This window comes from Streptomyces sp. NRRL F-5650, assembly GCF_000721365.1.
GTDB lineage: Bacteria > Actinomycetota > Actinomycetes > Streptomycetales > Streptomycetaceae > Streptomyces > Streptomyces ardesiacus.
This window is the reverse complement of record NZ_JOGV01000066.1, coordinates 1-21,741: the sequence shown is the minus strand read 5'-3', so window position 1 is coordinate 21,741 and position 21,741 is coordinate 1. Positions and strand designations below refer to the sequence as shown.

At 68.9% G+C, this 21,741-nt stretch carries 15 protein-coding genes; 5 read left to right on the top strand and 10 right to left on the bottom strand.

Features of this window, described 5'->3' with window-relative positions:
* Nucleotides 1-182: 182 nt before the first annotated feature.
* From IG88_RS0135685 to IG88_RS0135660, 6 genes are all read right to left on the bottom strand, one after another.
* Nucleotides 183-857 (bottom strand): hypothetical protein, encoded by a 675-nt coding sequence (locus tag IG88_RS0135685; protein WP_051852193.1) that lies wholly within the window; start codon nt 855-857, stop codon nt 183-185.
* A 7-nt stretch (nt 858-864) separates the two neighbouring features.
* Nucleotides 865-1,848 carry a TniB family NTP-binding protein gene (locus IG88_RS0135680; RefSeq protein WP_037825761.1) on the bottom strand — a complete coding sequence of 328 codons (984 nt, stop codon included), beginning with the start codon at nt 1,846-1,848 and terminating at the stop codon, nt 865-867.
* A gap of 83 nt (nt 1,849-1,931) precedes the next feature.
* Complete coding sequence (locus IG88_RS0135675; protein WP_031050391.1) at nt 1,932-4,067, bottom strand: Mu transposase C-terminal domain-containing protein; 2,136 nt, start codon at nt 4,065-4,067, stop codon at nt 1,932-1,934.
* Nucleotides 4,064-4,888 (bottom strand): TnsA-like heteromeric transposase endonuclease subunit, encoded by an 825-nt coding sequence (locus tag IG88_RS0135670; protein WP_420712115.1) that lies wholly within the window; start codon nt 4,886-4,888, stop codon nt 4,064-4,066. The genes IG88_RS0135675 and IG88_RS0135670 overlap by 4 nt, the downstream gene beginning before the upstream one ends.
* A 138-nt stretch (nt 4,889-5,026) precedes the next feature.
* The gene (locus tag IG88_RS0135665) at nt 5,027-6,466 is read right to left on the bottom strand and encodes a hypothetical protein (protein WP_051852192.1); all 1,440 of its coding nucleotides are present in this window, start codon (nt 6,464-6,466) and stop codon (nt 5,027-5,029) included.
* Between the two features lie 428 nt (nt 6,467-6,894).
* A complete protein-coding gene (locus IG88_RS0135660; RefSeq protein ID WP_031050378.1) occupies nt 6,895-7,530 on the bottom strand; it encodes a hypothetical protein in 636 nt (211 codons plus the stop codon).
* Between the two features lie 98 nt (nt 7,531-7,628).
* On the opposite strand from IG88_RS0135660, the gene IG88_RS0135655 reads away from it, so the two are divergent.
* The 5 genes from IG88_RS0135655 to IG88_RS0135635 all read left to right on the top strand — a co-directional run bounded on the left by IG88_RS0135655 (nt 7,629) and on the right by IG88_RS0135635 (nt 13,212).
* Nucleotides 7,629-8,237, top strand: coding sequence for an RNA polymerase sigma factor (locus IG88_RS0135655; protein ID WP_234332448.1), 609 nt, complete (start codon nt 7,629-7,631; stop codon nt 8,235-8,237).
* Between the two features lie 233 nt (nt 8,238-8,470).
* The gene (locus IG88_RS0135650) at nt 8,471-8,659 is read left to right on the top strand and encodes a hypothetical protein (RefSeq protein WP_031050375.1); all 189 of its coding nucleotides are present in this window, start codon (nt 8,471-8,473) and stop codon (nt 8,657-8,659) included.
* 781 nt (nt 8,660-9,440) lie between these two features.
* Nucleotides 9,441-10,841: a 3'-5' exonuclease gene (locus tag IG88_RS0135645; protein WP_031050373.1), complete on the top strand. Its 1,401-nt coding sequence runs from the start codon at nt 9,441-9,443 to the stop codon at nt 10,839-10,841.
* Nucleotides 10,838-11,521, top strand: a complete 684-nt coding sequence (locus tag IG88_RS0135640; protein ID WP_031050372.1) for a DarT ssDNA thymidine ADP-ribosyltransferase family protein — start codon at nt 10,838-10,840, stop codon at nt 11,519-11,521. Before IG88_RS0135645 ends, IG88_RS0135640 begins: the two co-directional genes overlap by 4 nt.
* Before the next feature lie 17 nt (nt 11,522-11,538).
* Nucleotides 11,539-13,212: an ADP-ribosylglycohydrolase family protein gene (locus tag IG88_RS0135635; RefSeq protein WP_234332450.1), complete on the top strand. Its 1,674-nt coding sequence runs from the start codon at nt 11,539-11,541 to the stop codon at nt 13,210-13,212.
* Here IG88_RS0135635 and IG88_RS0135630 read toward each other — a convergent pair.
* The 4 genes from IG88_RS0135630 to IG88_RS0135615 form a co-directional block, all read right to left on the bottom strand.
* Nucleotides 13,185-16,109, bottom strand: coding sequence for a Helicase associated domain protein (locus tag IG88_RS0135630; protein ID WP_051852191.1), 2,925 nt, complete (start codon nt 16,107-16,109; stop codon nt 13,185-13,187). The genes IG88_RS0135635 and IG88_RS0135630 overlap by 28 nt on opposite strands.
* A gap of 105 nt (nt 16,110-16,214) precedes the next feature.
* A complete protein-coding gene (gene tpg, locus IG88_RS0135625; protein WP_031050365.1) occupies nt 16,215-16,772 on the bottom strand; it encodes a telomere-protecting terminal protein Tpg in 558 nt (185 codons plus the stop codon).
* A gap of 3 nt (nt 16,773-16,775) precedes the next feature.
* A complete protein-coding gene (gene tap, locus IG88_RS0135620) occupies nt 16,776-18,884 on the bottom strand; it encodes a telomere-associated protein Tap (RefSeq protein WP_031050363.1) in 2,109 nt (702 codons plus the stop codon).
* A gap of 56 nt (nt 18,885-18,940) precedes the next feature.
* The gene (locus IG88_RS0135615; protein ID WP_031050359.1) at nt 18,941-21,319 is read right to left on the bottom strand and encodes a DEAD/DEAH box helicase; all 2,379 of its coding nucleotides are present in this window, start codon (nt 21,317-21,319) and stop codon (nt 18,941-18,943) included.
* Nucleotides 21,320-21,741 lie beyond the last annotated feature (422 nt).

The following is a 21,741-nucleotide window of genomic DNA, read 5'->3' as shown; positions in this document are numbered from 1 at the left end:
CTGTGATTCCGAGGTTCGTAGTTGGTGTGGTGAGGGTGGCTTGAGCTGGGGTGTTGTGGATTCCTTGATAACAGTCCCGGTGCTTGCGGGACGCTGGAGGCGATGCTGATGGGGCATCTGGCCTGCGGTTGTTCTGAGTTTGTTGATAACAGCGGAGCGCTGTTGGTGATAATGCCCGGCATCTAAAGGACTGGTGCGGGTTTGTGCTGGTCAGCGGGTTGCTGGCCGGTCGGTGCTGATGGTTGAGGGCTGAAGCCGGTCCAGTACAGGGCGGTGTCGATGTCGCGTGCGGTCCAGCCGTCGGCGCGTGCTCCGCCGTGGTGGAGGAGGTCGTCGAGGAGCTGGAGGTAGCGGCCGTACCGTCCCGGTGCGGGGGTGAGAGTGAGGCCGAGACCGTCGAGGGCGTGTTGGACGCGGCGGTCGTAGACGGCCATCCGATGCGGTGCTGCTGCGGTCAGGACGGCTGAGGCGAGGGCGTCGCCGGAGCGGAAGCCGGGCAGTTCCCAGATGACGCTGCGTCCGGTGCGGGCGGCTTCGCTGCGGGTGAGGGTGGTGTCGCGGACGGCGGTGACGGCTCGCTCGGTGACGGCTCGTACGTGGGTGTCGGGCAGGGACATGAGGTCTGTCACCCAGCGGGTTTGCGCGGAGAGCCGTTTCCAGACGACGAGGGCTGCGATGTCCGTCTTGCCGAGGCTGCCGGTGTGCTCGGTGCGCTGCGCGACGTCGTGGAGGACCTCGTCGTAGTGAGGTGAGACGTCGGCGAGGTAGCCGGCGCGGGCGGGGATCAGGGTGTCCCAGGCCTGCCGACAGAGGGCAGCGAACTCGTCGCCGCCCGGCGTCTCGGTGGTCGTCTTCATGTCCGCATCATGCCGTTCTGGCGGGTTGGCGGGTACGGGGGCGGTTTGCTTCTTCGGCGAGGTGGTCGAGCTGGATGGCTTCGAGCGCCTTTTTGGTGATGCGTTCGGTGCCGTCGCAGATGGCGGTGATGGCTGCTTGGCGGATGAGGCGGGCGAGGCTTCCGATGCGGCCGGCGGTGCGCTGGTGGAGGTAGGAGGCGTGGCGGGGGAGTGTGCCGGGTGTGTGCTGGGTGAGGTCGAGGGCGTTTTCCATGTCGGTGATGAGGTCGGTGAAGGGGCGGGTGTTTCCGTGGCGGGCGGGGAGGGGGCCGCAGTTGATGAGGCTGGCGCGGCCGGCGAGTTGGGCGCCGCGTATGCCGCTGAACAGGGGTGTGGCGGCGACGTCGATGCCGGTGTAGACGAAGGTCGCTTTGATCCGTTCGGTGAGGTCTTTGAGCAGGTCAGCGGCTTCGGCACCGGTGGTGGTGCGGGGGTTGAGGCGGTGAATCTCGTCGATGAGGACCAGGCGGACGCCGGCTTGGGTGTAGGTGTGGCAGACGGCGCTGGTGATCTGGGCCTGGGTCATGCGGGTGGTGACGGGGATGCCGAGGTAGCGGGCGAATTCGATGGCGAGGGTCTTCGCGGTGGCGCCAGGCGGCACCAGCAGGTACGCGACCGGCACCTGCTCATGGGCACGTCCGGGCGAGGCCGGGTTCTTGCGGGTGTGGGCAAGGTGGCAGGTGCGACCAACCTCGAGGAGGGCGGTCGTTTTCCCGGCCGTTGCGGGCCCGGTGACGATCAGCGAGGGCCGGGCGGTGTTCTGCTGGTGGCGGCCGAGCAGCATCAGGGTGCGGACCTGGGTGGCGAGGGTGTCGATGGCAGGGGTGCGGACGGTGACGAACGCGGAGTGGTAGGCGAGGCGTTCTTCCGTGCTGCGGGGTGCGTCGCCGGGCTGGGGCGGGGCGAGGGGCGGGGTGGTGGCGAAGTGCTGCCAGCCCTGCCAGGTGGTGATCGGCCACTCCGGGTCTGCCGCGTGCGTGCCGGGCAGTGGTACCTCGGTGCCGGTGGTGGCGTGGTGGTCGTGTGCGGGGCTGGTCACCAGTTGAGGGCTTCCTGGGCGGGGTCGTAGAGGCCGAGTCCGGTGTACGGGACGGGCGCGTCGCCGTTGTCGAGGGTTTCCTCCTCGCCATCAGCCTGCTCTGGGTCGTCAGGAAGGTCGTCGAGGTCGCCGAGACTGTCGTCGTCCCATCCGTCGACCTGAGGGCCCAGGGCGTGGGGCGTGCGGTGATCGGCCGCAGGCGGGGGCGTTTTCAGCGGTGCGGTGCGGGTGATCAGGCGTTGCTCGCCCGCGGTGGCGGTGCTGGTCTGGGTTCGGCGCATGAGCTGGTCGAGGGCGTCGGCGAGGTCGGCCTCGTGGGTGTCGCGGTCGCCGTGGCGGGCGGTGATGGTTTTGATGTGCTGCCAGGTGGCGCTGTTGAACGGCTCGTGGATGTGGTCGCGGTGGATCCACGGGATCTCTGTCAGGTGTCCGTCGGGCAGGCGGATCCAGACCTGGCGGGCGTCGTGGGGGTTGGTGTGGACTTCCCATTTGCCGCCGCGCGCCGTGACGGGGGAGGGCTGGCCGCGGTAGGGGGCGAGGACATCGTGGTCGTAGGTGCGGTGGTCGACGCGGATGCCGCGTTCGGTGATGGCCTGCCAGCGCACCGGCAGCAGTTCGAGGTAGTCGCTGCCGCTGAGGGGGAGGGGCACGTGGCCGGCCACGGCGATGAGCGCGGCCCACATCTGGTTCGGGGTGAGGGCCTTCTTGGGCAGGGTGGGGTGGCGCAGGCCTTCGTGGGGGCGGTGGTGGTAGTGGATCAGCCATTCGTCCAGCAGGTCCTGCAACTGGGCGACGCTGAAGCAGGCCTCGGTTTCGGCATCCGGTCCGCGGCGGGTGACGTCAGAGCCGGTGTAGCCGGGCAGGTGCTGGCACAGCAGGGCGTTGATGGTGCCGAAGGTGCGCTCGACGATGCCTTTGGCGGCGGGGGCATGGGGCGGGGTGGGCTGGACGCTGATGCCGAGAGTTTCGCAGGCAGCGCTGAACGCCGTGGACAGGTAGATCTTGCCCCGGTCCACGACGATCGTCTCGGGCACCACGACCGGCCGGGCGGCGGCGCTCTGAAGGCGTTCGTCCAGGCTCATCAGCCTTTTCAGGTAGGGGAGTTGGGTGTGGGCGAGGCGCAGCGCGTCGGGCCAGGAGGGGCGGGCCGGGTGCGGGACGGCCATCTCCGCCAGCAGCAGGGCCGCATCCACGGCCTTGGTGCCGGCCGGGCGCAGGACGGCGGCGAGGATGGCGCGGGTGGCGACATCTACGGCGATCGTGAGTTCGGGCCGGCCGGTGGTGCCGTCGTCGAAGACGGCCAGGACATCCAGCCGCGTGGTGTCGACCTGCACCTGCTCGCCCGGCCGCAGCGCCACGGTCGGAGTGAACGCCCGCCTGCCGGCCGGGGAGGGCAGAGTGCGGGCGGGGCGGTGGGGGTGTTCGGCGGGACCGGCGAGCTGGTGGACGAGCCGGTAGAAGGTGGCCTGGGAGGGGACGGTCACTGTGCCGCGGCCGTGCCGGTCGGTAAGGATCTGCGTGACCAGGGGCATCAGGCCCTTGACGGTGCCTTTGGAGCGGCCGCGCTGGCGGCGCAGCGCTTCCTCGATGGCGGCGATGACGCGTTCGTCGGTGCGCCCGGTAGGCACGGGCCGGCGGGTGGTGCGGTGGTCGACCAGCCCCCACAATCCCTGCTTGCGGTAGGCCAGGCGCATGCGCTGCACCGTGGTCCGGGAGACAGGTCCGAAGCCGATCGCGGTCAGCTCCGCGGCCTTGGCCTCCTCGCGCTGCGCGAGCGTGAACCGGTCGGGATCGTACTCGGCCCGGGGCACCCCGCCGCTGTCCGTCCCGCCGGGCAGGCCGGACTCCACCTCGCGGATGTGCCGCTGCCAGGCCAGCGCCTTGCGCCGCGCCTCCTCGGGCGCGGTTTCGAACAGACCCCACTGCGTCACGGCCTGGGGCATCTCGGCGCCCACGATGGTGAAGGACGGGTCGGCGAACAGATGCCCGGCCACGACCGTCTCGTCTTCGCCTGTCTCGCCGGCGAGGTGGACCTGCTGCCCCGCCACAGCGATGACCTGCCAGTACCGGTCACGAAAACGGACGTGCGCTCCCACCTGCAGCACCGGCCGCCCGCCACGCCGCACGCTCATCGCCCATCCCCGCTGCCCGGGCCGCCGCGGCCGTTCGCACCGTCGGCGCCGGTGCTGACGAGGACCCGCTCGTGCAGCGGCGTCTCCAGGTCTGTCGTCAGCTTTCCGTGCCATAGGGAGTGGAAGACGACGGGCAGGACTTCGATCGGGTCGCCCGCCGCTTCGGCGCCCTCGATCAGCGGCCGCGGCTGTGCGAACGTCTCACGGACGGCGGCCGCAAGACGGGGACGGCCGGCGTTGCGGGGGTGGCGGTAGCCAGCCAGCCATTTCAGGTTCGCCGTCAGGGTCTTCTCCAGCGGCTCAAGGCGCCGGTAGCTCCAGCCGGCCTGCGCGCACGCCGCCTCAAGGACCTTCGCGGCCTTCCGGGCCCGTTCACCGCCGGCCTCCGGATGGCTGGGACAGTCGGCCAGCACAGCGGTGCCGTCGCGGTGGCGGGCGAAGAGCTGCGGTACCCACGAGCGCACCTGGCCGCGCGCGTCCCGCCACAACAGACGGACCGGCCGCCCGGCCAGGCCGACCACCTCAGGATCGCGGTCCAGCACCATCAGCTGCGCCCGCATCGCGGCCGACCCGCAGGCCACATGCCGGCCGGTCGTAGCCGACCACCACTGGCCGGGCCCCCACCGCCGCCCCGGCACCACCGGGAACGCCGACACCGGCTCCAGCTCCTCGAAGGCCACCGCGAGGACCGCGTCCGCCCACCGCTGCTGCACCACCTGCCCGATGGGGTCGACGAAGACCGCCTCCCACTCGGATCCGGTATCCGTCTGCACGTGCTGTGAGCGGCCGCCCGATGCGGCCGCTGTGTTCTTGCTGCCCACGCGCCCCAGTCAAGCCCGTTCTGCCTGCTTGGCGGGCAGCTTCACGGATTTTGATCACGAGTGCCGCGCGATGAGGTACCGCCCCGGCGGACGACGGCCCGTGCACGCCTGCACGCCTGCCGGCTTCCTGATACGGGCTCACCGCCCTTTTGCCTGCTGCTCGTTGTCGTGGTCGGCGAGTGCTTCGGCGAGGACATCGGCCGGCAGGCGGGCCCAGCGTGCCAAATCCTCCAGTGCCATCCCGGCCGTGAGGGCTCCTGCTGCGGTCTCCCGTACGGCCTGCTCGATCAGTGTGGCGGCATGGCCGAGGTTGCCCAGCAACTGCTGCGCGGCGTCGGCGGTCTTGCCATACTGGGCGCCGCGCAGCTGGGTCAGCTGCTCTTCGGCGTCGTTGACCAGGCTGGTGATCAGCGCCCGCTGCTCGGCCGGCACCGCAGAGCGCCACGTGGTGCCCGAGCCGGGCGCGCTGCGTTCCTTGGACAGGACGCGCAGCTGTCCGGCCATGGTGACGGGCTGGTGCTCCTGCCTCAGCCACCACGGATCGTTGCCGTAGCCCGGCGGGCCCCCCGCGCCGCGGTGGATCCGGATGACCGCGCCCATCCACGAGGTCAGCGGGCCGCCGTAGTCGGTCGCGGCCAGCGGCCCCAGCCACCCCCGCCCGACACGCTCCCCCAGCCGGCGGCAGAACACCCCGTCGGCGGGCAGCGGCCGCGGCTGCCCCGCCCCGCTGTCCCTCCACACCAGCTCGGCCATCGTCGGGTCCAGCAGCGCGTCGGCCACGGCCACCACCTCGGGGAAGACGACCGTGTCCCGGCCCACAATCCGCCACCGCTCCAGCTCCGTCCCGGCGTTGCCACCCGCGACCTGGTGCAGCCGCCGCGGCCAGACCGCCTCGCGCTCCCAGTGCAGGGCCTGCTCCCACCACCGGGCCACCACCGCATAAGCCAGCGCGAACACCCTCTCCGGCCCGGCTCCGGCTCGTGCTGCCCGCCGCGCCACGCCGGCCCACCGTCGCTGCGCCGCGGCCACTTCCGGCACACCCCGCACGTCCAGATACTCAAGAGGCTGGTCGGCGTCCGCGTCCAGGAGCCACCGCCCGTGCCGGACACACACCCGCTCCCATCGCGGCGCATACCGCACCACCCGCACGGCCGTCCCCGTGCGCCGGGCCGCGCACAGGCGGCAGCCGAAGGCGACCGGCCCGGCGACCGCGCCGCCGGTCCGCCACGCCGCCGCAGGCACCCCGTTCCTTCCGGCCGACAGCTTGGCGTCCTCCTGTCCCCAGGACGGCAACGCCCGCGCCAGGACGTCTTCCTCGACGCCGCACAGGCCTGCCAGGAGCTGCCGTCCGGCCGCGTTCAGCAACACCTCGGCGTCGGCCCGCGCGCCCCCGCCGTCGTGCCCCGGCGGGTAGTTGCGCCACTGCCAGCACGACCGCAACACCTTCGCGTCCATCCCGTAGCGGCCCGCGATGCGGGAGATCAGGGACGACGTCGTCTCCCCTGTGACGGGAGCGGTGCGGAACACCCCGCGGGGGTTGGGGTCGCCCTCGTGGGGCTGCCCGGGAGAGTGGACCACTTCGGCCTCGTCCTTCTTGTGACAACGTGGCTTGCATGACAGCGGCATCGGACACCGCAGGGCAATTCGCGTCCGGCGAGTACCGCATCCCTGCCATGGGCGACTTCCGAGCCGCCGCCTGCTCCCTGCGAGCGCTGTGATCAACCCATCACCTGCGTCCGCTACGACGATGCCGTGCGCGAGGACGGTCAGCTCGCAACGATCGTCGGCGTGCTCGCCTTCGCGATCGATTCCGATGCCGCCCCGCCGCACACAGCGTGACCGGATCCAACCTGATCACCGGGGTGGAGTCGGCGACACCAGAGCGTGGAGCGAGACCCGCGCCCGAACCATCATGGTCGGCCTGACGGCTGTCGCGTCCCTGATCATCTCGTGTACTCCCGCCCGGGCCCCGACCTCAAGGTCGGGGCCCGGGCGACATGAGGTCGTCAGTCCCGCCGTGCGCGCAGGTAGCCGGTCAGCAGGGTGAAACTCTCGGAGATGACGTCGACCAGGAGCGTGGTCAGCGCCGCCACCAGCAGCTCGTGGTGCCACTTCTCCATCATCGTGGAGCCGGCGATCAGCAGGGAGCTCACCACCCGTCCGGTGATCCGCAGCCCGCCTCCGCGCCGGGCGGACAGCCAGGGCGCTCCGACCCGGAGGGTGGCGATGACGGTGCCGTCCGCGGCCCGCCGCGTCGACGCCCGCACGCTGCGCAGCACCCGCCACAGCCGCCCGGAGGCGTCGAGCGCCGACAGGCCCACGTCGATGAGCACGTCCAGGCTCAGCAGCACCAGCCCCGCAAGCAGCAGCCCGCTGTGCAAGTCCTCGGTGTGAGGCATCAGTTGGACACCGGTGGTGACCGCACCGGTGACACGCGCCAGCAGCCGCCCGCGAGAGACCGGCTGCGGATGGCCCGGCAGCGGTCGGCCCCCGCCGCCCGGCGTCGGCGGACCGAACGGGGAGGCCGCCTCCCCGCCCACGGGGGCCTGCGCCGAGGCCTTCGGCTTCTTGCTGGCCTTCATGCCGGCCCGCCGCTTGGCCGCGGCCTTACTGCCGGAGGTGGAGTCGTTCTTCTTCGTCATGCCCCACCCCACTCCGTACGCCGCACGAATCTTTCACCCGCCCCGCCCGTGCAAGGTTTCGGCGCCGCCCGCGTGGAGCGGAGTGGTGTACCCGACGAATGGAGATCTACATGGCGGCCTTCAAGACGCCGAACGACGACGGCGACGAGCATGGAGGTGATCCACCCCAGGACACGAGTTCCATCCCCCTGAGGCTCAGTCCGGATCAGATCCCGCAGATCACGGCGCTGGCCAAGGAGTACCACCTGTCGGTCTACCGCTACTTCCTGTGGGCGACCCGTGATCAGCACAAGGCGGAAGACCTCACCCAGGAAGTGCACGTCCTCATGTGCCGGGTGATCGCCAAGGGCAAGACCTTCACCGGCAACCCCATCGCGTACGCGATGAGGACCGCGCGGAACGTGCTGATCAGCCACGTCTATCGGAAGAAGGTGGTCGAACTGCCGGTAGAGGATGTCGGCGACGCCTACACGGCGTGGCTGACCCAGCGTGGCGACGCAGATCCCACGGCGGCCAGTGTGCGCTTCGTCGAGCTGCTCCACGAAGTCAAGAACGCCATCGGGAACGAAGCCGAGATCGAGGTCTGGGAGTACCGGGTGCTCTGGGGCCTCAGCGGCGTCGAGGTCGCGGAGCTCCTCGATGTGAGCGAGGCGACGGTGTCGCGAAGGTTCAAGGCAGCCGTCATGAAGGCCGGCGGCATCAAGTAGCCAACGGCCAGCAGGACATCTAGTTCCTGCCTCTGAGGCGTGGCAGCCAACCGACTTCGGGTGCACCGCTCGCCGCGCCTCGGGGACGGGACCTAGCCGGTCCCGGGGGGACAACACCCCCACGACAAGGAAGAGGAAAGGTCATCGCATCACGCCCGGGGTCTGGTGCCGAGCGAGGCAACGCTCAACCAGACCCCATCCCTGATTGGACTCTCCGAAAGGACACACCCTGTATGTTCGACAACCCTCCCGAGCCACTGCCTGACAGTCCGCATCAGCGGATGCTCGACTTCCTCGCGGAAAGCGACGCAGTCACTGCCCACGTCGTGCCCACCGACCCCGACTGGGACGCGATGATCGACAGGATCAACCGCGTCCTGGAGAACGAGGACGGTATGCACCTCATCGGACAGGACCGGTGACCCATGCCTCACGCACAACTAGCTAGGTCCGTCGCCCGGATCTTTGCGTGCTTTCACGGGGACAGCACGTTGTACTGGCGCGGCATCCTCGAAACAGCAGCGGCTGCGGCAGCGGCACAAAGGGCGTACATCCATGACGCGCTCCGAACTGCCTTGCCCACGGCAGCCACAGGACCCAGCCACCGGGGGACTGAAGCGACGTCCGTCGCTTCAGCAGCGTTGGTTCTATGCAGCTACGCAAGGCGAGCAAAGGCGGGAGCGGCTTGCAGGAACCGTCCCACACGGCCACATGCTGCGAGTCTTCATACGCAGGGCTGGCCAACAGCCAGGCCCCGTCCTATCAGCGGCGCAGAGCGGGTGCCTCAACCAAACCGGCATCCACGGCCTGAGCACCCTGTGCGCCGACGAAACGCAGTACGCGCCACTGGATTGCATCAACTACACGGCCGGAGGAACCGGCTGAGCTGCCCATAGAGCGGTAGCAGCGGAGCAGGGGCGAGCCTGAAATGCCCCTGCTCCGCAGCTCCGACCTTCACAACGCATCAATCAGCCGGGCGGCTCAAGTGGCGAGTGTCCGACCCCAGACATCTGTACGACACCTAGTGGCCGCGCTGAAGGACCACCGGCGACGCGTAATCAGCCATGAACGAACTGACGTTCCGTTATTTTCGGCCATCCTCCGGCGTGGGTGGAAAAGGTATGAGATCTGCAACGCGGCAGGTCGGAGCCGCTTCTAATATGACCTCACTTTTGGGGATCTCGGGGGAGGGGACGCGGCGGGATGAAGGTTCTGAGGCCGACGCAGCCGACGAGCGAGCAGCTCACGGTGATCAACAATCACAAGCCGGGGGTGTTCGTCGTACGGGGCGCCGCCGGCAGCGGCAAGACCACCACCGCCCTCTACCGGCTGAAGTTCACCGTCCGGTACTGGCAGCGGCGCCACCGTGACGGCTTCATCGACGGCCCCGTCCGGGTCCTGGTCCTTACCTACAACAAGACTTTGCGCGGCTACATCGAGGAACTGACCAAGGAACAGATCAAGGGCAACGACGTCGAGCTGACGATCTCCACCTTCGCCAAGTGGGCCACCGACCGCGTGCCCTACGAGCGGATCCTTCAAGAGCACGAGCACAACGGAAAGCTGGACGCGCTGGCCGCGGCCCTGCCCCTGTCCGAGGACTTTGTACGCTCTGAAGTGGACTATGTCCTGGGCCGCTTCACGCCGGACCGTCTGACCGAGTACATCGAGTGCGAGCGGCAGGGCCGCGGCCGCTCCCCGCGCATGCCGGCCTCGCTGCGCCGTCGGCTGCTGGACGAGGTGATCGTTCCTTTCCAGGAGTGGAAGAAGGAGCAGCAGGCCTGGGACTGGTCTGACCTGGCCAACGCCATGGCGGCCAAGCGCGCCGACGACCCGTACCACGTCGTCGTTGTAGACGAGGCCCAGGATTTCTCCGCCAACCAGGTCCGGGCGGTCCTCAACCATGTCACCGACGAGCACACCCTCACCTTCGTCCTCGACGCGGCCCAGCGCATCTACCCCCAGCGCTTCACCTGGGCTGAAGTCGGCTTGAGCGTGGGGCCGCACAACAGCAAGCTGCTGTCAAAGAACTTCCGCAACACCCGGCAGATCGCTGCCTTCGCCGCCCCCTTGCTGCGCGACGTAGAGACCACGGACGACGCCGCGATCCCGGACCTTTCTTCCTGCGGGGAGGATGGCGACAAGCCCCTGCTGGTCCAGGGAACCTTCACCCAGCAGATGGACCACGTCGTGCAGTTCCTCAACGACCTCGGCCCGGAGAACGACGAGTCCGTCGCCATCCTCCATGCCAAGGGCGGCGGCTGGTTCAGCGAGGTCAAGGCACGCCTTAATGCAGCCGGGCTGGCCTGGGTCCCGCTCACGCGTACCGGGGAATGGCCCACCGGCCCGGTGAACGTGGCGCTGTCGACCATGCACTCCGCAAAGGGCCTGGAGTTCGACCACGTGATCATCGTCGGCCTCAGCAGCGAGGTCATGCCGCACGCCACTGAGCCCGGTGACAGCGAGCGAGACGCGCACCTGCGTCTGCTGGCCATGTCCGCTGGACGGGCCCGCAAGACCTTGACCATCACCTACAAGCCTTCCGAGGCCAGCGACCTCATCGCCTGCATGGACCCGGACACCTATGACGTGAAGGCCGTATGACCACCACAGAGCCGAGTCCGCCCACGTCGGACGGCGACATACACGCTGAGGGAATCAGCACGCTCCTCCAGGAACGAAAGATCACCGAAGTGGTGCACTTCACCACCAACCGTGGTCTGCTCGGCATCCTCGTGCAGCGGCTGTGCAAAGCTCGGTCGCTTCTTGCCAAAGACGAGTACCTCGAGAGCATCTATCACGAGAACACCAAGTGGCGTCGCGAGGACCCCAAGTACTGGTCGTACGTGAACCTCAGCATCAGTGAGCCCAACCACCGCTTTCTGCGCATCAGCAGCGAAGACTGGTGGGCGAACGAAGACCTGTTCTGGGCTGTCCTCAGCTTCGATCCAGTGATCATGACGCACCCCGGCGTCCTCTTCGCCCCAGGCAACATGGGATACGAAGGCATCACCCCCGCCGAGGGACTGCCCGGAGCCGAAGCCCTCTTCGCTGACCGCGTTCCCAAAGGTTTCAAGAAGACGATGCCGCGCTGGGACCGAGCGCCCCACCTCCCGACCAATCCCCAGGCCGAAGTGCTCTACCCGCAGGCCGTCTCAACCCGACACCTGCAGCGCATCTACGTCCTCACCGACGAAGACGCAGCGAAGGCCGAGGCCATTGTCAGTGTCAGCGGACATGATGAGGTCGACATCATCGTTGACCCGGTCACGTTCGGCAGGTAAGGACTACGGTGAGCGCCATGCAATGGGAGGCAGTACGCGCCTCAGCCCAGTGGGCGGCGTACGGAGATGCACTCGGCTTCATCACCGAACTGACCGACACCGCCGGCGTCCGACGACGCGTCGGACAGGATGAAGTCACCACGACCGTGCCCTGGAAGAGGCGCGTGGGAGGCCGCTACGGACGCGACATGCCTCTCCCCGCAGGCGCCTACTCCGATGACACCCAACTGCGCCTTGCAACTTCACGCGCCATTCGCGGAGACGGGGAATTCGACGCCGAGGCCTTCGCGAAGATCGAAGTCGTTGCCTGGCAGACCTACGCCCTCGGCGCCGGCCGCGGGACCAAAGCGGCAGCCACCGGTTTGATGCGGGTCGAAGCCAAGTGGTCCCAGAACGTTTTCGCCACCAAAGCCGCCCGCTACGTCGACATCGGCGGCAACGGCGCCGCCATGCGTATCCAACCCCACGTCTGGTCCGCACGGGACCTCACCAACTGGGACCACATCACCCGCGACGTCGTACGCAACGCCGTCAGCACCCACGGACACCCTCGGGGCATCCTCGGCGCCGTCCTGCACGCCATCCTGCTGGCCCACGCCCTGGATACCAACGAACTCCCCGGCCCCAAGCAGTGGCGCCCCGCAGTCGACTGGCTGGAGCAGGTACCGGACGTCATCGCAAAAGACGACGAACTGGCATATCTATGGCTACCCACATGGAGTGATGCCGCTGGCATCGACTTCCGCTCGGCCGCCGTCACCGTCGCCAACGAATGCCGCGCAGCTCTCGAGGCCTTCGACCCCACAACGCCCCTCACAACAGAGACCTACGCTGCCCTGGTGCAGCGGTGGGGCGGCTTCGACGACGCAACGCGTGGATCAGGCACAGTCACCACTCTGCTTGCTGCGGTTCTGGCACATGCCTATGCCGACTCCCCAGAAGCTGGCCTGCTCCTTGCCGCCAACACTCTCGGCTCGGACACCGACACGATCGCCACCATGGCTGGCGCTCTTCTAGGCGTCGTCACGGCAGGCCCCCCGCCTGGCACCGTGCAAGATGTCCAGCTAATCGACTCCGAGGCACGGCGCATGTGGGACATTTCTCAAGGGCGTGAGGCCTCCACATTCGCCTACCCGGATCTTCTGCGCTGGAGCCCTCCCAAGGCCACGCTCGACCTCGTAGGCCACACGCCAATGGGGCCAGCATTGGCCGGTCTGGGGCCCCTTACGCCTACGGACACACCAGCAGCGAGTAACCAGGCCACATACGTGTGGGGCACTTTGCCGTTCGGCCAGAGCGTCCTTGTCCGCGCCAGGCCGGATCTCAGACCACTGGATGAGAACCTGCTCCCGGGCGACGTGCGACCACCGAGGAGCCGGCGGGCTGCAGACGTCCCGAAAGAGCAGCAACTCCTCTTCGAAGCTCCGGTGCAGTCTGCCGTATCCGCCGGTCAAAGGCCCGTCCTTGCCGAGACTGCACCTGGTGCGGTGAGCGAGCGTGCCCACCGGCAGGCACCACCGTCCATTGAGGAGATCGTTCAAGAGCTGGCGAGAAACGGGTTCACTCCCGAGCAGGTAGGCCGGGCGTTGCTTCACCAGATCCGAGGTGGTCGGTACGGCGTCGAGCGGGCCGCTGCGTTCGCTGGGCTACTGGCCCGGGCCTATCACAGCGAGCAGGAGCGCCCTCGCTGAAACGAGAGCTGCCTGCCCACGCTGATGCCGATGTCGGCCAGGAGTTGCTGCTGGTCAGGGTGTAGGAGCGGCCACGCCTGGCGCTGGGCGGTGATCCATCGTGCGGCGCGTGGGGTATCGGGGTGAGTGCGGGTGTGGTGGTAGGCGTACTGCCACCGCATCGGCCAGGGCGGGTTCCACCATGGGTCCAGGCTGGCCAGAACTCGGGCTTGAGGCGACGTCCCGCTCTTTTTGCGGGCGCGCTGGCGGTGTTCGGCCAGCCACCGCCCGATCGGGAACCCTTCGTGCTGCTCACCGACGTGTGCGGCAAGGTGTCCGTGCCGGGCCGTGTACGAGCGGGCATGGGCGACGTCGGTGTCGAAGCGCGGTGTGGTGGTCAGCCGCTGGGACTCGCGGGGGCCGACCCGCGCCTGGGCCGCTTCGGGGGTGATGCCGATAGCGGCGAGGAGGCGCTGCTGGTCGGGGTGGAGGCTCTCGTAGAGGGTGCACTGTCGCTTGACCCAGATACCCAGGGCGTCCTTCCCGACGGGAAGACCGCCCACCGTGTCGGCTCCACGGCCGGCACGCATGGAGTCGCGGGCGCGGTAGTAGTTGCGCTGCCAGTGCAGGTCCCACGGCGGGTTCCACCACGGATCGATCGCGGCCAGTTGCTTGAGGTGCGGTGAGGCGGGCTTGCCTTTCCGGGCGCGCTGCTTGGCGCGGTTGCGCTGGCTGAACAGCCACATCCCGAGCGCGAATCCGCTCTGCCGTGTATCGCGTGGAACGGCCAGGTGCCTGTGGACGTCGGCCCAGGCCCGAGCGTGCACCAGCGCGCTGTCGAACCGGGCGCGGTGGTCGGGGCGCTGTCCAACCCGCAGAACTCCCAGCGGCCTGTGCTGTGCGACCGCAGGAAGGCATCCCACCGCTCCCGCACCGTCCCTTTGCGGGCGACCCGGGGCCCGCACGGGGGCGGCAGACGCACTGGCCGTGGCGGCCGGTGCTTCGGCGATGGCCGTCTCCGGCTTCAGGCCGAGCCGGTCGAGGAGATCGTGCTGGCCTGGCAGGAGCAGGTGGTAGCGGCGCTGCTGGATGCGCAGCCACTCCTGCGCCGGCTTGTCCATGAGCGCAAAGCCCTCACTCAACTCCCCGCCACCAACGTGCTGGAGCTGCTGGCACGCGTGCTCGTAGGAACGCTGCCAGCACAAGTGCCAGGGCGGCCGCCACCACGGGTCGATCCGTGTCAAAGCCTCGGCACGGCCTGGCGACAGCACTCCGCGCCCCATCTGGCCGCGCCGGTCGGAAAGCCACCTGCCCAGCGGGTAATCCTTATGCACCGTGCTGACACCGACTCCCGCCAGGCTCCCGTGCTCCGCAGCCCAGGCCCGGGCATGGGCGAGCGCCTCCTGCTCCCCAGCACGCTGACTGCGACGCCGGGGCCGGGCATCCCGAGCCGCCGCGGCATCGATGCCCAGCCGTGCAAAGAGCCGTTGCTGCTCAGGATGCAGATCCGGATACCGGGTGCACTGCAGGTACAGCCACTCGCCCAGGCTGAGGCCGGTACCGGGAAATCCTCCCCGCGCATCCAACGGGCCGTGTTCCTCGATGTGGCATCTGGCCTGGTAGTAGGTGCGCTGCCACAGGGTCGGCCACGGCGTGTCCCAGTACGGGTCCAGTGCCCGCAGCGCTGCGCTCCGCCGGGCACACATCCCGAGGCGGAGCATGCGCTGGTTGGTCATCCACGCCCCCAAGGGAAAGCCGTCCTGCAGCGTGTCCGCCCGTGTGGCCAGATGCCCCCGCGCAGCCGCGTAGGCCCGGGCACGCGTCAGGCCCGCTTCGAAGGCCTCGTCGGCTTGGCGGCTGTGCCCGCGCCGCCGTTTGGGGGGCGGTGCCTCTGCGGCTTCACCGCCGGCCGTCTCCTGCAGGTGCTGGGTGAGTTCGTCAGCCAAGGGACGAGGCCGGTGCGCGGGATGGACCTTCCACAGCAACCGCTGCCCGTCGCCATCGGGCATGTCCGCCGCCTTGCTGCACTGGTGCGCCCAGGCAAACAGCGGTCCGTGGGTGCAGGCGGCCAGACGCTCGGTGAGCCACGGTCGCCGCAAGCGATGGCCCAGCTCGCTGGGCACGCAGGGCACATCAGCCAACCGGTAGGGGAGGTGACCACCACTGTCAGCAGCGACTCGGAGCCGCCAGGCCTGGCTGGCCAGAAGCGTGGCGAGGGCGACGGTCTCGGGGTAGGTGACCAGATCCCGCGCCAGGATCCGCCACCGCTGCGGGTCCTCGCCCGCGGGCATGGCCGCATCCAGCCGCTCCGGCCACGGGCGTTCCTCGGGCCACTTCTGCACCCACCACGAGGTGGTGACCGCCTCAGCGACCTCGAATGCCGGACCAGCGACGGGGGAGCGGCGCAGCAGCCTGCGGTGATCCTCCTGCGCCTGGACCACTTCCGGGCATCCGGCCAGCCCCACGACACGGCCCCCGCTGCCAGGCACGCTCATCAGCCAGCACCGGTGGCGTGGGCAGACTCGTTGGTGCGCCGCCAGGTACACCCGGGCTGGTGCCACGCGGCCGGTCCGCGCAGCCACGCAGCCCGGGCATGCCGGACCCCAGGCGGCAACCGTCTCGACCCCGTTGTGGAGGCGCGCCGCCGGCCGTTCCTTCGAGGGGTCCAGCGGTTCCTCCCGCGTCCAGGCCGGCAACGCACGGTGTAAGCACACCTGCGGCACACGGCACAGCGCCGCGACCCGGTCCCGGGCCGCAGCGTTCAAGAACACCTCACTGTCGCCCCGTAGAGCCCCGGCGACGCCCTGCTGGCCAGCCACTTCGGTAACCGACGACAGCAGACTCCGCACCGTCAGGCCGTACCTGTCCGCGATTCGCCCCAGGAACGACAGGGTCATCTCACCCTGCAGGGGAGCCACCCGAAAGGCACCCGCAGTCAGCAACAGTCTCCCCACCCATCCCGTGGCTTGTGACAACGATCGTGTTTCGGCTCAACGAGCAGGCCCGGGCTCCCCGCTGCCGGGTCAGTAGTCGAGGTCGAGGTAGTCGATGTCGTTGAGGGTGACGTCGGAGAGCCCCAGAGCGCGGGCTCCGTTGTCTTGGAAGTAGATGTCTTTGAATCCTTCGGCGATGATCTGGCGCATCTGCTGGTCGCTGGCTCCGGCGTCGCGGGCGTTGAAGAGGCGTTGTGCGTAGGTGGGGGGGAGGTGGACGGTGAGGCGCCGGAAGCGTCCGTCGTCGGTGGTGCCGACGGGTGCGGTGTAGCCGAACCGGGCTCTTGTCTCCACCGTGATGCCCGTGGTGGTGGCTGCCTGCTTCTGCCGGCGTCTGCGGACCTGTGGCTGCCAGCGGGCCCGTACGGCCGCGTCGATCCGTTCGGCGATGGCCTGGGGCGGGTGCTTGCGCTCGCCCTTGCGGTAGCGCTCCACCGACCGCTGGCTGACCCCGATCTCCTGGGCAACGGCTTTGGCCGTCTTGAGCTGCTTCATCAGGAAGTTGATGCGGGCCTGGAGGGTCTTGGGCGGCTGGCGGGTGAAGGCTTCCCGGTCGGCGCGTTCGATGGCGTCGTCGATCTCTCCCACGGTCTACTCGCCTTCGTCCAGGACGGCGTCGCCGCCCTTGATGTGCCGGGCGGGGTTGTACCCCTGCTCCATCACGTCGACCGCCCACAACATCGACTGGACGCCCTCAAGCTTGGCCAGGCCCGGGGTGGGCCCCAGGCGGAACCCGCCGGGCTGGGGCTTGCCGGACGAGGCGTAGGGCAGGAAGTCGAGCGGGCTGTCGCCGGGGCTGGGGTAGACGACGCAGTCGGACAGCACGGCGAGCGGGTACAGACCCGTCATCTTGGCCATGTTGGTGAGTTTGCGGTGCATGTTGATGCGGGCCTTGGAGATGACGGCGGCGCGGATGTCGGGGCGCCAGGTCGGCCGCTGAAGGGCCGGCCACCGCTCGCCCTCCTTGTAGCGCTTGCCCTGGGGACGTTCGCGTAGTTTACCGATGCCGCCCTTGACGGTGGCCTTGATGGCGGCGAGGACGGCCGCCAGGGCGGGGTCGACGTCCTTGTGTCGCTCCATCGCCTCGAGGAAGGTCCGGTCGTCCAGGTCCCGGGTGACACCGAGGTCGGCGAGGGTGTCGACGTAGGCGGTCTTGAGCCGGTCGTGCCAGGGGTCCAGGTACGCGCCGGTCTCGCGGCGCAGGTACCCCTCGATGGGAGCCACGTTGTAGCCGAGTTCCTGGGCGTAGGCGACCGTGTGCGTCTGGTACCAGGCCGGGCCGGTCGGCCGGGTGCCGTCCGGCGTGAAGGGCGAGGGTAGACGCGGGTCCACCTCGACGTGGGACAGGTCGACCAGCCAGGAGCCGGGGATCTTCGGGTTGAACTTCGGGCCCACGAAGTGGTCGGGGGCGGACAGGCCGACGACCAGGCGGGCCGCTGCGGCGAGGAAGGCGGTGTTGAGGTCCAGGCCGACCGCGTAGGGCAGGGTGCACTCCTCGTCGGTGAGCAGGCCCACCGGCCGCACCCACTGGTACGCCTCCTCATTGAGGAAGCCACCGGTCCAGCCGCTGTCCACGACGACGGGGTGCTCGGGGGTGGCCTCCGGCGGCGCCGGGTCCATCGGCTCTGTGCCCAGCGAGCCGGGGTTGTGGCCGGGTACCCAGTTCCCGGTCGCTTCGTCGCGCACTGCGCGGGTGGGCGGGCGCAGCGCGGTCATCAGCTCCAGCCCGGAGACGGCGGTGGATCCGCGCGGGGTGATGACCCGCTGGGCGTAGACGCCGAGGACGCGGGCGATGTCGGCCGGCTCCATCTCGGCAACGCCGGGCCAGGACCGCTCATCGAGGGCGTCCCAGGACAGGATTGCCAGCTGCACGCACTGCCGGTCGCGGCCCTGGGCCTTGCGGTAGATCCTTGCCCACGGGCCGAACCCGCGCTGGGTGAGCCGCCATTTCGCCTGCACCACGTGCTTGACCACAGGGTGATCCTCCGGCAGGCGCAGGGAGCGGCGCTGCTCGTGGCCTTCCAGACACTGCGGCAGCCCGAGCTTCACAGCAGCCGCGGCGGTGAGCACGATCAGCGGATCACTGTCCTTGCCGTAGCGGTTGAGCTTCGGCGCTCCGAGGCCGGACTCGCGCAGTGTCCACCCCACCAGCTCCGGAACCGTGGTCGCCGGGCAGTCCAGCACGATCCCGTCCACGCCGTACGCGCACCCGTCACCGTCCAGGACCGCGAGAGGCCCGTGCGGGAAGCGCGGGTCGGCTGCGGGCTGCACCGCCTTCTTCGTGGCCGGACGCCGCGACGGCGCAGCGGTTCGGAAGGCGGGGCGCACCGACGCCGCAGCCGGAACGGCGGGAGCCTGAGGGTCATCTGCCGTCTCCACCCTGGACGCGGCAGGTTCGGTAGACGCCGCGGGAGCCGATGCGGCAACCGAGGCTGTCGGAGCTGTGCCGGGGGCAGGGTACTTCGCCGCCCATCCGTTCAGCAGCCGCTGGTAGGCGTCCAGGCGCGGCGACTTCGGCTCGCTGCGGCCGTTCTCCCAGTTCTTCACTGACTGAGTCGTGGTCTTCAACGCGGCGGCGAGGCGGGCCTGGGTGATGCCGGCGGCCTCACGCAGCCGGGCACGCTCCGCCGGAGGCGGGAGGTGCGGCTCCTCGTTCAACAGAGCGTCGACGGACGCGAACAGCTCTTCCTCAGAGGCCATGACCCTGCACCCTCACTCCAGGCAAGCATTGCTTAACCACAAACTTATCCCGCTCCTTAGCCTTCCACGGCCCATTCCAGCCCTAGCGCGGCGAGTACAGAGAGCTTGTCGGTGGCGAGCTTCGCCCTGCGGGTCTTCTGGTTCATGATCCACACTCCAAGCCGGACCTCGGCCCCGTCCTCCAGTAGCTCTACATGGACCCTGGGGACCTTCACAGAGCCTGTGCGAGCTCTGTACTGCGCGAGGGCCGCCACGCCCCGCTCGAACGTCGTGGAAGCCCTTGCGGGCTCTTCCGGCTCCGGGGCGAGCGGTGTGATGCCGAGCTGCTCCAGGCGCTCGCGCTGTCCGTTGGTCAGGGCTTGCCAGACCTTTGGCGTCCGCTGCCGGGCCAGCCATTTGCCGATGTCCATGCCGTGGACCGTGAATCCGGGCAGGACTTCCGCCTGGCCCTCTTCGTCGGACACCAGTTCGCGAAGGGCGGCGTAGTGCCGCTGCCATTCAGCTGGCCACGCCGGGTTCCAGTCCTCGTCCACGGCCTCCAGCGCGGCCTTCCACTCGGGGTGTCCGTCCAGCGCACCGGGGCGGCGCAAATTGCTCAACCACTGTCCTACCGGCCTGGACAGGGCCACTGCGGACCTCGGAGCACAGAGGGTCCAGTGCTGGTCGTAATACGCCTTCGCTGCCTCCAGGTTCTCCTGGAACCGCTCATCAGCCAGGAACCAGACCATGCCGAGCTGCTCCAGCCGCCGGGCGCGCAGGCCACTCATCTGCCCCGCCCCGTAAGCGCGTCGCTGCTCTGCCACCCACTGCCCAAGCGGAAACGCGCCCTCTTTGTGCCCATATGGAACTCGGGCGTGAAGCTCACGCTCGGTGAACTTCTTCAGCGCCGCCCAGCCGCGCGCCCAGTCCTGCCGTTCGGTATCGATGACGTTGAAGCTGACCCAGTCTGCGACCATGACCGGGTCACGCGGAGCGGCAAAACGGAGCAGGAGACGGCTTTCTTCCTCGCCTTCCTCGGGTGCCGCACCGATGTTCACGGACGGCTGCGCCACGTCCTTCTGCGGCTCCTGCGGAATCGCGAGCAATTCCACGGCCTCTTCATCATGAGCCCGAAGACCTTCGAGTACCTTCACCAACGGCCTATACGATGCCGAGGTGAACATGTCCTCCGGCTTCTCTCCCGGCTGGAGAAATACCGGCACGATCAGAGAGGCCAACTTGCCCTCACCGGGCTTCTGCCGCAAAGCGCGTCCGATGGCCTGGACGATGTCGTGCGGGGCCCCCTTCGGGTCGAGCAGGGCCACACTGTCCACGGCCCTGATGTCCACCCCTTCGCCCAGGACGCGGCAGTTGGAGAGCACGGCCCGCTGCGCTGTGGTCCCGAACCCGGCCAGGACCTCCCGCCGGCGCTCCGGGACGTGCTCGCCGCACAGCCAGTCCGCCCAGACCTTCGCCGGGTACTTCCCCGGCTCGTCTGCATGCAGCTTCGCCGCCACCCGCTGAAGGCCCTCCGCGTACGCCTGGGCCTCGATCGTCCGGTGATGGAAGGTGATGCATGTCTGCAGCCCGTGCTGCGCCATGGTGTGCAGCAGCGCGGCCTGCAAGGCTCCCAGCCGCTGACCGCGCACTTCCTCGGTGTGCCGCTCCTCACCCATCAGATGCTCCGGGGTGACGACCGGATCCTTCAGCTCCAGCACGATGATCTGATACCGCGCCAGCAGCCCGCGCGAGACGGCAGACGCCAGCGACAGCTTGTACAGGACCGGCCCAAAGACCTTCTCGTCATCCATGGAAGCCGCCATCTCCCTCGGCAGCGGGTCCCGCACCCCCTCGGCAACCTCCCGATTGAGCCGCTCCTCCCAGATCCGCGGCGTCGCCGTCAGGTACAGCCGCCGGTACGCCGGAATGACGGCCTGGTCGTGGATATCCGCCCACGCCTTACCCATCGAGCCCGAAGTCCGGTGCGCCTCATCAACTACCGCGAGGTCCACCGGGGCCAACTTCTGGCCGTAGGCGCCCTCGAAAGCCTCCGCTAGCACGCCCAGGCTGGCGTACGTCGCGTAGATGGTCACCGGCCCCTGCCCGTGCCACAGCGCCAGCTGCACAGGGTTCGTGGTGGAGCGCACCCCCAGGCTCCACAGCTCCGGGTCGTCCTGAAGCGAACACACGGCAACCGCCGGCCCCTTGTGCCCGGCCTCGTGCCACGCCTTCACCGTCTGCGCCAGAAGGTCCAGCGTCGGCACTAGCACGAGAATGCGACCCTTGGGCACGAGCCGCTTTGCCGACGCAGCGGCGATAATCGTCTTCCCCGTTCCGCACGCGGCGTGCACCTGCCCGCGCAGACCATTCCAGGGAATACCGTCCGGCGGGATATCGAAGCCGCGCACAATGGCAGCAACGGCCTCAATCTGATGGTCACGCAGTTTCACGGCCATGCCCTGTGTTCTCCTTTTCGCGAAATGTGGCGCGTAATCAGAAAGAGAATCCCGGTGCGAGGTGTGCGGCCCGGGGGTGCGGTGTATGGTCCCAGACTCTACACAGGCAATCACGTTGATGCATCACCCGTGCGCCAACTTCGTCCCTCAGAGGGATGCATGGCTCAATCCCACCCCGAGCGACCGGTTGTGCTGTATGCTGGCGGGGTATTGGTGAACACGTTGGGGCGGTTTCGAGGGCGGGGGAGGGGTTCGGGTGGAGCGCAGCGGAGCCCGTCACTGCGGTGGGGTCGGCACCTGTCACGTCGACGGTCCGTCACTCCCGTTGCCGGGGTGGTGGCTGGTAATCCCAAGCCCTACACAGGCGCGAGCACGATGCACCCTCCCTTTGCTGCCAGCCTCAGCACCCGCGCTTGCGCAGG

Excerpts from the sequence above, each read along its gene's own strand:
- IG88_RS0135660 (WP_031050378.1), bottom strand. The coding sequence starts at position 7,530 with ATGACGAAGAAGAACGACTCCACCTCCGGCAGTAAGGCCGCGGCCAAG.
- IG88_RS0135655 (WP_234332448.1), top strand. The coding sequence starts at position 7,629 with ATGGAGATCTACATGGCGGCCTTCAAGACGCCGAACGACGACGGCGAC.
- IG88_RS0135615 (WP_031050359.1), bottom strand. The coding sequence starts at position 21,319 with ATGGCCGTGAAACTGCGTGACCATCAGATTGAGGCCGTTGCTGCCATT.
- tap (WP_031050363.1), bottom strand. The coding sequence starts at position 18,884 with ATGGCCTCTGAGGAAGAGCTGTTCGCGTCCGTCGACGCTCTGTTGAAC.
- IG88_RS0135640 (WP_031050372.1), top strand. The coding sequence starts at position 10,838 with ATGACCACCACAGAGCCGAGTCCGCCCACGTCGGACGGCGACATACAC.
- IG88_RS0135685 (WP_051852193.1), bottom strand. The coding sequence starts at position 857 with ATGAAGACGACCACCGAGACGCCGGGCGGCGACGAGTTCGCTGCCCTC.
- IG88_RS0135650 (WP_031050375.1), top strand. The coding sequence starts at position 8,471 with ATGTTCGACAACCCTCCCGAGCCACTGCCTGACAGTCCGCATCAGCGG.
- IG88_RS0135675 (WP_031050391.1), bottom strand. The coding sequence starts at position 4,067 with ATGAGCGTGCGGCGTGGCGGGCGGCCGGTGCTGCAGGTGGGAGCGCAC.
- IG88_RS0135645 (WP_031050373.1), top strand. The coding sequence starts at position 9,441 with ATGAAGGTTCTGAGGCCGACGCAGCCGACGAGCGAGCAGCTCACGGTG.
- IG88_RS0135635 (WP_234332450.1), top strand. The coding sequence starts at position 11,539 with ATGCAATGGGAGGCAGTACGCGCCTCAGCCCAGTGGGCGGCGTACGGA.